Annotated in this window: 11 protein-coding genes; 6 read left to right on the top strand and 5 right to left on the bottom strand. The window is 44.8% G+C overall.

The features are described from left to right. Positions 1–35 precede the first annotated feature (35 nt). The 4 genes from FG28_RS07205 to FG28_RS07190 form a co-directional block, all read right to left on the bottom strand. Positions 36–1,442 (bottom strand): PAS domain-containing sensor histidine kinase, encoded by a 1,407-nt coding sequence (locus tag FG28_RS07205; RefSeq protein ID WP_036381331.1) that lies wholly within the window; start codon positions 1,440–1,442, stop codon positions 36–38. Positions 1,443–1,624: 182 nt separating this feature from the next. Continuing rightward, entirely contained in the window at positions 1,625–2,170 is a 546-nt protein-coding gene (locus FG28_RS07200; protein ID WP_036381328.1) for a CopD family protein, read from the bottom strand. 17 nt (positions 2,171–2,187) lie between these two features. Then, a complete protein-coding gene (locus FG28_RS07195; protein WP_036381325.1) occupies positions 2,188–5,310 on the bottom strand; it encodes a glycosyl hydrolase in 3,123 nt (1,040 codons plus the stop codon). 18 nt (positions 5,311–5,328) lie between these two features. Beyond that, entirely contained in the window at positions 5,329–8,463 is a 3,135-nt protein-coding gene (locus FG28_RS07190) for a glycosyl hydrolase (protein WP_036381322.1), read from the bottom strand. 104 nt (positions 8,464–8,567) lie between these two features. Here FG28_RS07190 and FG28_RS07185 point away from each other — a divergent pair, with 104 nt between their 5' ends. The 3 genes from FG28_RS07185 to FG28_RS07175 are packed head-to-tail and all read left to right on the top strand — an operon-like array spanning position 8,568 to position 11,326. Then, positions 8,568–9,362, top strand: coding sequence for a DUF1080 domain-containing protein (locus FG28_RS07185; RefSeq protein WP_036381319.1), 795 nt, complete (start codon positions 8,568–8,570; stop codon positions 9,360–9,362). 17 nt (positions 9,363–9,379) lie between these two features. After that, positions 9,380–10,804, top strand: coding sequence for a Gfo/Idh/MocA family protein (locus FG28_RS07180; protein WP_036381316.1), 1,425 nt, complete (start codon positions 9,380–9,382; stop codon positions 10,802–10,804). An 18-nt stretch (positions 10,805–10,822) separates the two neighbouring features. Then, positions 10,823–11,326, top strand: a complete 504-nt coding sequence (locus FG28_RS07175) for a DinB family protein (protein ID WP_036381314.1) — start codon at positions 10,823–10,825, stop codon at positions 11,324–11,326. Between the two features lie 11 nt (positions 11,327–11,337). Here the strand turns inward: FG28_RS07175 and FG28_RS07170 are convergent, their stop codons facing one another. Then, positions 11,338–12,468, bottom strand: a complete 1,131-nt coding sequence (locus FG28_RS07170) for a DUF2891 domain-containing protein (protein ID WP_036381312.1) — start codon at positions 12,466–12,468, stop codon at positions 11,338–11,340. Between the two features lie 121 nt (positions 12,469–12,589). On the opposite strand from FG28_RS07170, the gene FG28_RS07165 reads away from it, so the two are divergent. The 3 genes from FG28_RS07165 to FG28_RS07155 all read left to right on the top strand — a co-directional run bounded on the left by FG28_RS07165 (position 12,590) and on the right by FG28_RS07155 (position 15,458). Then, positions 12,590–13,030: a DUF4440 domain-containing protein gene (locus FG28_RS07165; RefSeq protein WP_036381310.1), complete on the top strand. Its 441-nt coding sequence runs from the start codon at positions 12,590–12,592 to the stop codon at positions 13,028–13,030. A gap of 33 nt (positions 13,031–13,063) precedes the next feature. Continuing rightward, positions 13,064–14,200, top strand: coding sequence for an SPFH domain-containing protein (locus FG28_RS07160; protein WP_036381308.1), 1,137 nt, complete (start codon positions 13,064–13,066; stop codon positions 14,198–14,200). 163 nt (positions 14,201–14,363) lie between these two features. Continuing rightward, on the top strand, positions 14,364–15,458 hold the full coding sequence (locus FG28_RS07155; RefSeq protein WP_036381306.1) for a hypothetical protein: 1,095 nt from the start codon (positions 14,364–14,366) through the stop codon (positions 15,456–15,458). The last annotated feature ends 96 nt before the right edge of the window (positions 15,459–15,554 follow it).

Here is a 15,554-nt window from a genome sequence, read left to right as displayed (position 1 = left end):
CCGTCAGGCGGACGCTCAACCTGAAATTATTGTTCCTACTCTTTAGGAAATCGTATGGAGAAGACGGTTCCCTTCCCCTCTTTTGAAGTAAAAGTAATGGTTCCTCCATAGTTTTCCACAATGTTTTTCACCATTCCCAAGCCAAGCCCCGTACCGCTGGATTTTGTGGTGAACTTGGGTTCAAAAACCCGGTGTTTGAACTCATCTGAAATACCAATTCCGTTGTCCGCTACCGAAATTTTTACTTGCTGTCCTTCGGTGGCCACAGTGACCAAAATACGGGGAGATTCCACTTCGGGAACAGCTTGAATGGCATTTTTAACCAAATTCGTTATGACCCGAATGAGTTGTGTACGGTCCAACTTGGCAATGATTTCTTCTTCATCTGCAATAAAGTGGATGTAGTCCTCATTGAAAATTTCCAAGGCCAGTTTTACAATTTTCACCACGTTAAAGGTCTCGTTCTGCTGTGCAGGCATATTGGCAAAGCTGGAAAAGGCCGTGGCAATGTTGCTCATAGTGTCTATCTGTTGGATCAGGGTCTTAGAAAACTCCTTTACCTTAGACTGGATGGAGGGGTCATTGGGGTCGAATTTACGTTCAAAGTTTTGTACGGTCAACCGCAAAGGGGTCAATGGGTTCTTGATTTCATGAGCCACTTGTTTGGCCATTTCACGCCAAGCTTGTTCCCGCTCACTCCGGGCCAGTTTCACCGCACTTTCTTCGAGTTCATCAATCATTCGGTTGTAGGAATCCACCAATTTGCCAATTTCCTCGCTGGGATTTTTAATATAAATCTTTTCATTTTGCAAGGTCAGATTGGTCCTGTTCATTTTATCGGAAACCGTCTGCAGGGAACGCGTTATATATTTTGAAATAAAATAGGCCAAAAGAATGGCTGAGAGCAACATGAGCAAATACACGCCTCCCAACCGTAACAAAAATTCCTTTAGCTCATGATTGTTAAAGGAATTGTCCTCAAAATAAGGGAGGTTCATAATGCCGATGGGCTTAAATTTTGGGTCGTTGATGTAGGTGTAGGAAGCTTGATAGTTGTCGCCAGCGGCATGTTGTTCCTCCACATATCTTTTTTCTCCACTATCCCTGAGAAAATTGAGCACTTTGGCGTCCAAACAATTGGTAATGGAATCGGCTTCAAAACTGGGCCGGGAACTTTTGATCAGATTTCCGTCAAGGTCGTAGATGTTGAAGTTTACGTTTTGGACATCGGCAATTTTATAGATCTCATCTTTGAAAATAAGGCCCAAATTTTCTGCATTCACCGGATAGGTAGTTTCCCTGAGTGTATAGGAAATGCTTTGGATAACTTGTTCCTCCTTGCGCTCCAATCGGTTTTCATGGTAATCCCTCGCCTGCTCGTTGTATTGATAAATGGTAACCCCTGCTATTAAGACGGATGCAATGACCACCAGTAAGATCATGGCGAAAAAAATCCGGGATCGTAAGGAGAGTTTACTGAACAAGCTTAGCTGATTTGAGATAAAATTACACAATTATCAAGCCAAATGAAGGCAAGGGCAAATTCAAGTTCAAGTCTCAAGTTTAAAAATGGGTTCCTAATAATTTAACTGAACTTGCGCTTGAGCTTGACACTTGAACTTTTTTACGCATTCGGGTTTTTATCCTGTATGCGTTTGTACAGTCGAATGCCGAGCATCAAGAGTATAGCCAACACAACCATTCCGATAACCCCATAGATCCAATTGAACGCATTCTTGAGAATCACCAAAAACACAACGGCAAACAGAATGAGTGTGGCCACTTCGTTCCATATCCGCATGGATCTTGAGGTATACTTGACCTCATCCCGCTGTAATTGTTTAAAGATTTGATGACACTTCAAATGATACCCGAACAAAAGCACCACAAAAGCGAGTTTAACGTGCATCCAAGGTTGTTGCAACCATCCTGGCATCAAAATCAACAACCAAATCGCAAAGACGGTACACAAAATCGCCGAAGGCCACGTAATGATATACCACAACCGTTTGGTCATTAATTTCAACTGACCGCTCAGAATTTCCTTATCGGGTGATGGCTTTTGCGTTGCCTCAATATGGTATATGAACAGTCTGGGAATGTAAAACAATCCCGCAAACCACGTCACCACAAAAATCAAGTGCAACGATTTAATATATGCGTACAGCAATACTCTCTGTTTTAATTCTACATGCGGATGGCACCCACACCATTTTCCCAAAGCTTTTTGTTGTAATTGGGAATGTCGGTGTTCATCAAAGTTAGGGCACGTTGCCGTAATCCCACCCATTGGGCATCCAATTCTTTCTTTCTATCCTTTGAGGGTTGATTGATTTTCGGCAAAGCACTGTTGCTATGGTTCGCCAAGAACAAGTATTCGGCGGTAAACTTATTGGGGAAATTCTCCACATCATCATACGCCTGCGATTTGCGCTGCACCATATCTTCGTCCCATGCCTTTAGCTTTGCCAAAAGCGCTTTTCCATCATCTTTAAGGGATTTATTTTCCAAATCCTCCAAAAGCTCCTTTAATTGTCCCTGAACCTTGTACAGTGTGTTGACTTTTTGATGCATGTCGGTGAGCTTGGCTTCCACATCGGTCATAAACGCATCGTGTTCCTTGTAATTTTCCGGTGTTACATCCACATTTGGAGTAGGTACTACAGTGCCTTGAGCGGTGACTGTTTCCCCTTCAACTTTTAGACGGATCGTATAGCTCCCCGGTGGGACTTTATGTCCTGTAAAATCGGCTTCAATATACACATTTGGAATTCCAGGGACTATTGGGGCTTTTAAATCCCAGACAAAGCGGTTCAATCCTCTATCGGTCCCCAAAACCGGTGCTGGAGGTGCACCTCCCCCGTGATGCGGCACATAATTCTCATCCTTTTTGGAAGTAAAGCTGCGCACAATTTTACCTTCCCCATTTAAGATGTCCATGGTAATTTCCGTGCTGTCCATCGCCTTGGGCAGATTGTAATAGATGACCATGCCATTAGCTGGGTTGACCCCTTCATACGGATTGGTGCCTTGGACTTCTTTTGAACTACTATTGAGTGGACTTCCCCAAAAACCATGAATTGCATCTTCAGGCGAATACAATTTCAATGCATTTGGATTTGATGTGTATTGTGCCAGGGTTGTGATGTTGTCCAAAATCCAAAATGATCGTCCGGATGTGGCAACGATCAAATCCCCTTTATGAACTTTTAAATCGGTGATGGGCGCCTTAGGCAAATTCAATTGCATTTGCTCCCAATTTTTGCCATCGTTCCAAGAAATGTAAAGCCCTTTTTCCGTACCTGCATAAAGAAGACCTTTGCGTTCTTGATCTTCGCGAACCGCCCGCGTAAACGAACCATATGGAATCCCAGAACTGATATTGGTCCATGTTTTTCCGTAGTCGGCGCTCTTGTATAATGCTGGGGTATGGTCATTGAATTTATAGCGAGTTGTGGCAATATAGACCGTGGCAGGGTCGTGCGGCGATACCTCAATGGCATTAACCAAACATTCCTGAAGCCCTTTTGGGGTGATATTTTCCCAAGTCTCTCCGCCATTTCGAGTTACGTGGACCAAACCATCATCACTACCCGTATAGAGCACTCCTTTTTCAAGGGGTGATTCAATGATGTACGCCAAAGTGCCATAGTTCTCAGCACCTACGGCCTCATTGGTATACGGTCCGCCACCTTTTCCTTGAAGTTCGTCTTGATCGCGAGTCAAGTCGGGAGAGATTTCTTCCCAAGTCATTCCATTATCTCTGGTACGCAGTACCAATTGGGCACCGTGATAAAATGTTCCGGGTTCATGTTTGGACCAGATGATGGGTGCATTCCAGTTGTAGAGGTATTTCATGTCGCGTGCATCGCGACCCAAATACTGGATGGGTGCCGCCATAACGTTGGTGGATAGTTTCGATTCCATATCCAACAACTCAATGGTTCCCAAATAGCTGCCGCCCATCACGTATCGAGGATTATCCGGGTCGAACCCTAAAAAAGCACTTTCACCACCGGCTGAATAATGCCAATCTTCTTGGTTAATGCTCCATCGACCTACCGAAAGACTGGCTATTTTAACCGAGGTATTATCCTGCTGCCCGCCATAAATGTTGTATGGGAAAAGATTATCGGTATTGATGCGATAAAACTGTGCCGTGGGCATATTATCCTGACGCGTCCAGTTCTCCCCATAGTTAAAGGTAATGGTAGCGCCACCATCATCGGCCATGACCATGTTTTTGGAATCCTTCGGATTGATCCAAAGATCATGGGTGTCTCCATGGGGCACCTCAATGGTCTCCCATGTTTTTCCGCCATCTTCAGACCGAAACATTTCAGCACTCAACACATAAACGGTATCCTCGTCATTGGGGTCTGTAAACACTTCAATATAATACCAAGCACGTTGCACCAACCGATTATCGCCACTGACCATACTCCACGTTTTTCCAGCATCATTGGACACAAAAAGTCCGCCTTTATCCGCATTGGAATCGCTTTCAATAATGGCATATACTTTATTGGAATTCGCTGGACTGACAGCAATCCCCATCTTTCCTTTTTCTTTGGGAAGTCCTTCGGTCAATGCTGTCCAGGAATCGCCCCCATCGGTGGTTTTATACAATCCACTGCCTTCCCCTCCGCTGATTACGATATTAGGTTTACGCTGATGCTCCCACATGGCGGCGTACAATACCAAAGGATTGTTGGCATCCATAGAAAGTTCAACGGCTCCGGTTCCTTCATCCACAAAAAGGATATTTTTCCAAGTCTTGCCTCCATCGGTGGACCGATACACTCCCCGTTCTTTGTTGGGACCGTATAATGCCCCCTGCGCGGCAACATATACAATATCGGGGTTGGTAGGATGGATAACTATTCGGGAAATATGTTGTGTTTTTTCCAGCCCAAGTTTAATCCAGGTCTTTCCTGCATCATTGGATTTGTACACCCCGTCTCCATAGGAAGTCATTACCCCGCGCGGTGGATGTTCTCCCATTCCACAGTAGATGATGTTTGGACTTGATTCCGATACCGCAACAGCTCCCACGGAGCCCATTTCAAAAAAGCCATCGGAGATATTGTCCCAACGTTGTCCGGCATTGGTGGTTTTCCAAAGTCCACCTCCAGTGGTGCCCATATAATAGGTCAATGGGTCCCCCACTACACCACTTGCCGTTACAGAACGACCGCCCCTAAACGGACCGATGTTCCTAAACTTCATGGGTTTAAAATAGTCGTTTGCGGTCTGGGCGAAGGCCAAGGTTCCACAGAGTGCACAGAGTAGAAATAATCCTTTTTTCATGGTTGAAAGTTTTTATCCTTAATCCTCTATGCTCAAATACTCCAATCCCAAGCTGTTGAACTCGTCATTGAACGCTTGGATTTCATCATCCACCAAGGCATCAAAAGCTGTTAATTGGGTCTTGATCTTGCCCGAAAGTTCATTTTTCACGGCCATGTCCTGCTCCGTTGGAGGGAAATCATCAATGGAAACCAAACTGTTCAAATGCGCTAATTTGTTTGTCAATCGTATGGGGAAGTTCAGAGGGTCTTGGTTACTTCTGTTCTTGGTCTGATACAATGCCTTTTCGATCTCACCGAATTCCTCTTTCATCTTTTTCGCTTTTTCAACCAAAGCTTCAGTGGCGGGATTATCCTTGTACTGTTTTACGAAGGCATCCAATTTGGTGTTGATGTCCCTAATCTTTTGAATGGACTTGTGCGCCTTATCCACGGTTTCATTGATATCTGAAATGAAGTCGTACTGCTTTTGCATATCGGCCACAGAAACCTCAGCTCTTGGATCGGGAAGAATCTTAAAGTCTTGGGATTGATCACTACCGTTCACATTCAAGTGGACTTTGTAGGAACCGGGAACTGCTTTGGCGCCATCGAGATTGGCCCACCATAAAATCATGCCATCCAACAGTTTTGCGCCTTTACCTCGCGTATCCCAAACATGGGTGTTGCCCCCCCTTTTAACCGTCAGTTTTTTATCCTTATCGGCTGATTTATTGCTGTACGAAGCCAAAGTATCACCCGACATGGAGGTATAGGTAAGGACAATACTATCCTTTTCGGCAGCATCCTTCAGGTAAAAATGGGTCACTACACCGTTGGGGTGGTTTTGACCTTCGGTCAGTGAGGGTTTTTCTGCCGCTGTTCCTTTGGTACGATAGCTATCTTTTGGATGGTACAAAATAGCATCCGCTGATTTTTTGGCTGCATCCAACTGGTGCAACACAGTAAGATCATCGATGATGTACAAGCTTCTACCCTGAGTGGCCACAATCAAATTATCATCTTTAATGGTCAAATCTGTGATGGGCACAATAGGCAAATTCATCTGGAATTTTTCCCAACGCTGTCCGTCATTGAAGGAAATGTACATGCCTGTTTCCGTTCCGGCATACAACAATCCTTTTCTCTTGGGGTCCTCACGAACCACACGGGTAAAATGTTCGTCTTCGATACCGTTGGTAATCTTGGTCCATGTTTTTCCGTAATCGGTAGTCTTGTAAAGATACGGCGCAAAATCACCCAACTTATATCGTGTAGCGGCCACATAGCAAGTGCCTTCATCAAAAGCGGAAGGTTCCACACTGTTAATCATGTTCCATTCGGGCATATTGGGTGGGGTCACATTTTCCCAAGTTTCTCCACCGTCCTTGGTCACATGAATCAAACCGTCATCACTACCCACCCAAAGCAAGCCTTCTTTTAAAGGGCTTTCGTTGGCAGCAAAAATGGTGCAGTAGTATTCCACACTGGTGTTATCTTGAGTGATGGGTCCTCCGCTGGACACCAATTTGGTAGGGTCATTTCGGGTAAGGTCATCACTTAGCAATTCCCAACTCTGACCTTCATTGGTGCTCAAATGCACATGATTGGAGAAGGTATATAGCTTTTTAGGGTCATGTTTGCTGAAAATGATGGGGAAATTCCATTGGAAACGGTATTTCATGCCTTCGGCGCCATAGCCCATGGGATTGTCTGGCCAAACATTGACCCCTCTAGTCGTATTGGTTTCATGGTTGACGCGTGTTAATAATCCACCATAACTTCCTCCGTACACAATATCATCATTGGCAGGGTCAACGGCAATATGAGCCGATTCACCTCCGGCGGTTTCCTCCCAATCATCTTCACCAATGGAACCATCATCACTCCTGTGGTTGATACGCAAAGTTGAATTGTCCTGTTGTGCCACGTAAATGCGATACGGAAAAGCATTGTCTGTAGTGACACGATAAAATTGCGCCGTAGGCTGGTTGTAATAGGTGCTCCAAGTTTCGCCACCATCATAACTGATTTGGGCGCCACCATCATCTCCCATGATCATGCGTTGGGAATTTTCAGGAGCTATCCATAAATCATGGTGGTCGCCGTGTGGAGCATTGAAGGTGCTGAACGTTTTGCCGCCATCGGTACTTTTGTGATACGCAACGTTAAGGACATACACCACATCTTCATCTTCTGAATCAGCATAGACACGGGTATAGTACCATGCACGCTGACGGATTTTGCGTTCCTCATTGACCAAGGTCCATTTTTTTCCGCCATCTTCAGAGCGATATAAGCCTCCTTTTTCCTTGTTCTCCACAATGGCCCAAACTCTGTTACTATTTTTGGGTGAAACGGATACTCCAATGATTCCCAACGTATCTTTCGGGAAACCTTCATTCTTTGAAATTTCGGTCCAAGTTTCACCACTGTCGGTACTTTTCCAAAGCGCAGAACCATCACCTCCACTGCTCAAACTATAGGGCGTTCGCTGCACCCTCCAAGTGGCCGCATACAAAATTCTGGGGTTGTTGGGGTCAAATGTCAGGTCTACGGCACCCGCTTGGTCATTCACAAAAAGTACTTGCTTCCACGACTTTCCGCCGTCATTACTCTTATATACTCCTCTTTCTTTGGTTGGTTTGTAGATGTCACCAAGAACTGCGGCATACACCGTATTGTAATCGGTTGGGTGCACCCGAATTCTGGGTACATGCCTGCTTTTTTCAAGTCCAGCTTCCTGCCAAGTGGCACCACCATCCTCAGTTTTCCAAACCCCATATCCACTTGAAACGTTTCCGCGAACGGTCACCTCTCCGCCACCAACATAAATGACATTGGGGTCGCTTTGGGCCACCTCAACAGCACCAATACTTCCACCAAAATAACCATCGGAAATATTACTCCAAGTACGGCCACCATTGGTGGTTTTCCAAACACCTCCGCCCGTAGCACCAAAATAGAACAGGTTGGGTTCTCCGGGCACTCCGGTCACTGCTGCAGAACGTCCGCCACGGAACGGACCTATCAATCGATATTCCAAGCTGGAATAAAGCTCTTTTGGATATTCTGGAGCGGTTTGTGTTTTCTTTTTTCGTTGGGATTGAACTGGGGCAATGCATAATGCTACGGTAAGCACGAGCATACCGATTTTGAGAAAGCTAGTCTTCATTTTTAAAGTGTTGAATTAGTCGGCCTTAAATGTAATGAAAATGGGAGAAAAAAGGTTATCAATATTTTGTACTTTAACCAACCAGAAAAATCATTTACCATACAATGCAAAATTATTTCAAGCTTCTAATCCTTGTTATTGCCCTTGCAACTGCCTGTAAAAACAAACCTAAAAATGAAGATGGCCCTAAAATGGCCGAAACGCCCGAAAAGGTCACTTCAGAATGGAAGTATCTTTTTGATGGAACCAGTTTAGAAGGTTGGCGAGGATATAATATGGATTCCCTTCCTCCTGGTTGGACCATAAAGGACAGTACACTCTCTTTTGATACCGAGTTGGGCCTCGAGCAGGATTATACCGGCGGAAAAGACATTTTATACGGAGCAGAAGAGTTTGACAATTTTGAGCTGTATTTGGAATGGAAAATCCCCGAAGGTGGAAACAGTGGTATTCTTTATCATGTGAAGGAGGGTTATGATGGTCCTCCGGAAGTAGCTCCAGAATATCAGCTTATTGATGATGAAAACTATGCCAATATCCATGATTTGGTGGGATACAACTCGCAATTTGGTGCAGAACACCCTGAGTTGCTTCAAGATTGGCAGAAAACAGGAGCGGATTACGCCATGCACGTAGCGGATGAATCCCAAAAACAATTGAATCCGGTAATGGAGTGGAACTCTTCCAAAATCGTTTTTACTCCTGAAAAAGTGGAACACTGGCTCAATGGCAAAAAGCTATTGGAATTTGTGCCTTGGTCCGAAGATTGGAAAGCCAAAAAGAATTCCGGGAAATGGGACAATGCCCCCGATTATGGCAAGTTCAAAACAGGGTATATTGCCCTGCAGGACCACTCCAGCCCCATCTGGTTCCGCAATATTAAAATCAAAAAACTATAACTGACTAACAACGTAGCATGAACAAACGAGAGTTTATCAAAAAAAGCAGTGTCGGTGTTTTGGGCCTGGCACTCGCACCATCCCTTTTGAAAAATTTAGATCCACAGCAAAAACTTCGTACAGCCCACATTGGTGTGGGGAATATGGGAAATGAAGATCTTAAGGCCATTTCTTCGCACCCACAAGTGGAAGTCACGGCTCTTTGTGATGTGGATGCAGTTAATTTGGCAGCTGCCCACAAATTACACCCCGGTGCACGGGTATTTTTCGATTATAGGGCCATGCTTGAAGAAATGGGTGATGAAATTGATGCTGTCATCGTTTCAACCCCAGATCATACCCATGCCCCTGCTTCTTTGATGGCCATGGAGATGAACAAACCGGTATATTGCCAAAAACCATTGACGCATTATGTCTCCGAGTCCCGAGCCATGAAAAAAATGGCCGCCGATAAAGGACTGGTGACCCAAATGGGGATTCAAGTACACTCGTTTTACGATTACAAATTGGCTACACTTTTGATTCAATCTGGTATCATTGGAAAAGTGCATACCGTTCACGCATGGTCGCCAAAAAATTGGGGTTTTGATGGTAAGGCGCCCGAAGGGGAAGATCCTGTTCCAGCGCAGTTGGATTGGAACCTGTGGTTGGGAACTTCTGCAGAACGGCCTTATAAAGATGGGTATTACCATCCTGGCAATTGGAGAAAGTTAGTCGATTACGGTTGTGGTACTTTGGGTGATATGGGGGTCCATATTTTCGATACGCCTTATAATGCCTTGGCGTTGGATGTGCCCAACACCATCACTACGGAATGCCGACCTCCCAGTGGCTATGGCTATCCCGAAAAAAATACAGTCACCTATGAATTCCCGCAAACGCCCTATACCACAAAAACCTTAAAATGGGTTTGGTACGATGGCCCAGGTGCGCCAACCCTCAGCGAAGACCTTATGTTGCCAGGTATGGAAATGAAAGAAAAGGTGAAATCGGATGACAAAAGTGTAGCGGACAAAATTTCGTTGGATGCAGGTGTTGCCGGTGAAAATGAATTGCCAGAACAAGGCGCCATGTTCGTTGGGGAAAAAGGACGACTCTTGTTACCCCACTTTATGCAGTTGCCCAAGAAAATCAGGAAAGGAAAATATGTGGACATCTCCAAAGAGATTGCCAAGCTTTCAGAAGAACATAATTTGGGCGAACCCATCCGTAATTATGAAACGGAAGGCCCCAAACATTACCATCAATTTGTGGATGCTTGTTTGGGCAAGGGAGAAACTACTGCTCCTTTTGATTATGCCGCTCGATTAACCGAAACCATTTTGTTGGGCACCATCGCAGGACGATTCCCCGGAGAAACCTTGCATTGGGATTCAGAAACCGCAAAATTCAAGGAAGAAAAAGCGAACAAATATTTGTCCGGGGATTATCGGGATTTTTAATAAGTAAAAACCATTTTTATGTCAGCTCCCCAAGAATATTGGTTGAGTGGTCCAATTCCTGATGTGCCTGCACTGTTGCAACCCGCGGCCCATGCTTTGCTGCAATCTGTACGGGAAGTCAAAAAGTATTTAGCTGATTTCCCTGAAGAAAAACTTTGGGAAAAGCCGTTTGGAAGAGCTTCGGTTGGATTTCACTTACGGCATTTGACGGGCGTACTGGACCGATTACTAACCTATGCCAAGGAACAAACTTTAACCGAGGAACAGTTTCATTTTCTAAAAAATGAAGCCAACGGACAAAACGCCCCCAATGCACAACCATTGATTTCAGATTTTGAGAATAAAGTCAACGAGGCGTTGGACTATTTTAAAACCATCCCAGAATCCAGCCTTACCGAAACCCGATATGTTGGTCGTGAAAAATTGCCCACAACAGTAATTGGCCTGCTTTTTCATGCCGCTGAACATAGTCAGAGACATGTGGGGCAATTGTTGGTAACGGTGAGTGTTTTAAAAAACTAGTTTTATCCTACCTACTGCTCTCCCAACCCATAAATCGCAAAGGTGCCCAGCCAGTGGCCTCCTTCATAATTATCGCCAATAAGGTTTGGGAAAGAATAAGCCAAATGTTCATGGGCCAATGGTGTTAAATGTCCGTATTCCTTTGGATATTGATTGGCCAATCCAAACAGCACCCAAGCCCTGCTAAAGTTCAATCCATCCAAATGCACCAACTGGCCATCCTCACGGTCACCGACCAAGGCCACGGCCAAATCAAAATCAGGTTGCCGTAAACTGGGTAGGAACTGTTCCATCCACTTTAAAAATTCCTCTTTGCCCAAAATGCGTCGCATTAAATCCATCTCTTCAAAACAAGGGGAAAGAAAATCGGCACCACTGGGCTCCCAAGTCAGGGGACAATCGTCATCATTTTTATAAAAATCCAATGCCCGTTGCTTAATGGCTTCCTGCAAAGCAGTGTTGTTCAGGGTTTGGGCATAATCCCAAGCAAAGGCCAATGCAAAAGCAGTATTGGTGTGGGTCCCCACCCGAACTGGATATTGCAATTTGGGCAGGTAATCAATGAATTTTTGGGCAATCAGCTCCGTCAAAGGTTGTAGGTTGGTTTCCAGTTCCCGGGCTAGTGGGTCATCCCAAGTATGCAATTCCTCGGCCAGTTTCAACAGCCAGCCCCAACCGTAGGTGCGCTCGTAATTTTTGTTGTGTTCGCCCTCAAAATATTTCACCTCCCCAGCAATGTTCTCTGGAGTGATGTTTTCTGAAAGTATTTTTCGCATTCTTTCCGCTTCCCCAACATTTGGAAACTCCTTCAGCAAACGCACCATGGACCAATTGCCATGCACCGAGGAATGCCAATCAAAACAGCCATAAAATGCAGGATGCAACGCTTGGGGCTCTCCCAAATCTTCTTTACTGCCCAAGGTGTGTCCCAACTTGTTTGGGTATTCCTTTTGCACACATTCCAACGGAAGTGTGGCCAAGCTATTGGCCTGCTCCAAGGTCAATGTAATTTTTTCGGCTACGGTAGATTCAACCGCAACTGCTTTTTCAGTTCCTTTTGATTTTTCACTGACTTCTCCACATGACACAAAAAGAAGCAATGTGACTGTGACAATGAGGGGGATTCTGGCTTGAAATTTCATCGGTTATTTCGTTTTTATCCGTTTGGCAAAAGCCAATGTAACAAAACCCCTTGATTTTATACTAATCCATCGGAAGCTAAGTTCGTTTTTCATAGATTTAAGGCTCCAAAGTTAAACTGACATGAAAAAGTTCTCTTATCTGATTTTGTTGTTTTCCATCACCTGCTTTTCCCAAGCTCCGGATGAGGCCAAGGACAAAGCTGATATTGTAAAGGTACTGTCCGTACAGCAAGATGCTTGGAACGATTATGATATTGACACCTTTATGGAAACCCATTGGAAATCGGAGGAACTTACCTTTTACGGAAGTGCTGGCGTGGTAAAAGGGTGGCAAAGTACCAAGGACCGATACAAGAAAAGTTATCCGTCAAAAGACCATTTTGGTCATCTTGAACTGACCTCAAATGAGATTTCCAAAGTCTATGAGGATGCCTATATGGTCATGGGGAAGTACAATCTGACCCGGACCGTTGGAGATATGCATGGCATTTTTATGCTTGTCCTAAAACGAATTGATGGCGAATGGAAAATCATTGCGGACACCTCTTGCGAGGTAAAATAACTGAATCGAAGAATCATTAAAAACACTATAACCATGGATATTTTTGGAAAAATCAAAGAGAAGCTCAGTAACGAGTTTATTGACATTATTGAGTGGCTTGACTATACCGATGACACCATTGCACATCGGTTTGAACGCTACCAAAACGAAATCAAGAATGGGGCAAAGTTGATTGTCCGTGAAGGACAGACCGCTGTGTTCATCAACGAGGGACAATTGGCCGATGTCTTTGAACCGGGCACCTATGACCTTACTACTCAAAACCTTCCTATTTTATCCACATTGAAGGGTTGGAAATACGGGTTCAATTCGCCTTTTAAAGCGGAGGTTTATTTTGTAAACACCCATTTGTTCACCGATGAAAAATGGGGCACCAAAAGTCCCATTACCTTAAGTGATGACCGATTTGGATTGGTGGAAATACGAGCCTTCGGCACCTACGCGTTTAAAATTTCCGATGCAGGGAAGTTCATCATCGACATCGTGGGAACCGATAGCAATTTCACCAATTTTGAAATCAACGAGCACCTAAAAAGTTTGATTGCTACACGATTCACCAACACGGTCGGTCAGGCCAATCTGCCCATTGAACTCTATGCGGCCAATACCACTGAACTTTCGGAAACCTGTCGTGAAGTCATGGCCCCCGAGTTTCAGAGCGTGGGTATTTCCTTGGAGAAATTCTATATTGAAAATGTCTCCATGCCCGAAGACCTCAAGAAGGAAATCTTTGAGTACAGCCGAATCGATAAATTGGATTTGGATAAATTGACCAAGTTCAAAACCGCCAAGGCCATTGAAGCAGCCGCCCAAAATGAAGGTGGTACCGCAGGGGCAGGAATGGGAATGGGAATGGGCTTTGTTTTGGCCCAGCAAATGGGGGGCATGATGAATCCCCAAGCCGGAGGTGGAACCATGCAAGGGCAGCCTGCAGCGGCACAAACCCCTCCACCCATGCCCACACCGACCCAGTATTTTTACGCCGTCAACGGCACACAACACGGCCCCGTATCATTTGAGCAACTGCAAGCCCTCTTCGCGGGAAGAACAATCAATCGAGATAGTTTGGTCTGGAAACAAGGCATGGCGGCATGGACACCGTTGAAAGAAGTGGAAGAACTGAAATCATTCTTGGGCGGCAATACCCCTCCGCCATTACCGGGACAATAATTTTCATTTTGTCATTCTGAATCCGCCAAAGGGGGATGAAGAATCTCTCGATGCCAACAAAAATGATTGAGATACTTCGCTTCGCTCAGTATGACAAATAGGAATCCAAAATATGAGATGCTCGCCCCTGTCCACCGACAGGTAGGTTCGCGCGAATTGCAACATGGAAGAAGCCGTTAAAAAAACAGAACTCAAAAAAGCCTGTGTCAACTGTGGTGCCGAACTTAAATACAAGCCCGGCACCACGAAGATCAGTTGTGAGTACTGTGGGCATGAGGAAACCATCAAATTGGATGAAAAGGGGTTTGAGGAGTTGGAACTGTACCCCTACCTACAGGAAATGGGTGCGCAACGGCACAGTGAGGAAATTTCCATGTTGCACTGCAAAAACTGTGGCGCCAATCAACATGTAGAGGAAAACTACAAATCGCTTCACTGCGTCTATTGCGGTATGCCCTTAATACTAGAGGATGCCTATAAGGAAAATTGGATTCTGCCTGGGGCGGTGCTTCCTTTTCAAATTGACCAGAAAGCTTCGTTTGCCATTTTTAAGAAATGGGTGAAACGGCTGTGGTTTGCACCAAACAAATTGCAAAAAGCTGCCTTGGACCCTCAATTTACGAAAGGACTCTATTTACCGTATTGGACTTTTGATGCGCAACTTGCGGCCACCTACACTGGTCAGCGTGGCGAATATTATTATGAAACCCGAAGGGTACGCAACGCCAATGGTAAAATGGTAACACAACGCGTTCGAAAAACACGATGGTACCCTGCCGCTGGAAAAGTTTCGGGGTTTGTTGATGATACCTTAATCAAGGCTTCACAACAAAAATCAGGGCGCATTCCCCAAAAAATTGCGCAATGGAACTTAAAGCTATTGCAGCCTTTTGACAGTAGTTTTCTATCCGGTTTTGTAACCGAAAAATACACCATTCCGCTTCAAGAAGGACATCTGCATTCCAAGGAAATGGCTCGCGATATTGCGGAGCGTTGGTGCCGACAGGACATTGGTGGAGATACCCAACGGGTCACCAGTATGGATATGCAACTCTCCGAAGAGACTTTTAAGCACATATTATTGCCCGTATATGTGAGTGCCTATCGGTATCGAGGTAAGGAATATAATTTTTTCATCAATGGGGAAAATGGACAGATTTCGGGCACACGACCCTATAGTTTCTGGAAGATTTTCTTTGCAGTACTCCTTGGGTTGGTTTTTGTGGCAATAATTATTTTCATAGCTCAGCAAAGCTGATACTTTGACCGTATTGGTTTACAAATCCCATTAGATGAATAAAAAGTGGATGGCCTGTATTAACGGAGTTAAAAGAATTTTTGTGGAAAAAGGAAA

Source organism: Muricauda sp. MAR_2010_75, from assembly GCF_000745185.1.
Taxonomy (GTDB): Bacteria; Bacteroidota; Bacteroidia; order Flavobacteriales; family Flavobacteriaceae; genus Flagellimonas.
The sequence above is the reverse complement of the archived record's forward strand: the minus strand, read 5'-3'. Positions and strand labels throughout refer to the sequence as shown.

Excerpts from the sequence above, each read along its gene's own strand:
- FG28_RS07170 (WP_036381312.1), bottom strand. The coding sequence starts at position 12,468 with ATGAAATTTCAAGCCAGAATCCCCCTCATTGTCACAGTCACATTGCTT.
- FG28_RS07155 (WP_036381306.1), top strand. The coding sequence starts at position 14,364 with ATGGAAGAAGCCGTTAAAAAAACAGAACTCAAAAAAGCCTGTGTCAAC.
- FG28_RS07160 (WP_036381308.1), top strand. The coding sequence starts at position 13,064 with ATGGATATTTTTGGAAAAATCAAAGAGAAGCTCAGTAACGAGTTTATT.
- FG28_RS07205 (WP_036381331.1), bottom strand. The coding sequence starts at position 1,442 with ATGATCTTACTGGTGGTCATTGCATCCGTCTTAATAGCAGGGGTTACC.
- FG28_RS07175 (WP_036381314.1), top strand. The coding sequence starts at position 10,823 with ATGTCAGCTCCCCAAGAATATTGGTTGAGTGGTCCAATTCCTGATGTG.
- FG28_RS07180 (WP_036381316.1), top strand. The coding sequence starts at position 9,380 with ATGAACAAACGAGAGTTTATCAAAAAAAGCAGTGTCGGTGTTTTGGGC.
- FG28_RS07190 (WP_036381322.1), bottom strand. The coding sequence starts at position 8,463 with ATGAAGACTAGCTTTCTCAAAATCGGTATGCTCGTGCTTACCGTAGCA.
- FG28_RS07185 (WP_036381319.1), top strand. The coding sequence starts at position 8,568 with ATGCAAAATTATTTCAAGCTTCTAATCCTTGTTATTGCCCTTGCAACT.
- FG28_RS07195 (WP_036381325.1), bottom strand. The coding sequence starts at position 5,310 with ATGAAAAAAGGATTATTTCTACTCTGTGCACTCTGTGGAACCTTGGCC.
- FG28_RS07165 (WP_036381310.1), top strand. The coding sequence starts at position 12,590 with ATGAAAAAGTTCTCTTATCTGATTTTGTTGTTTTCCATCACCTGCTTT.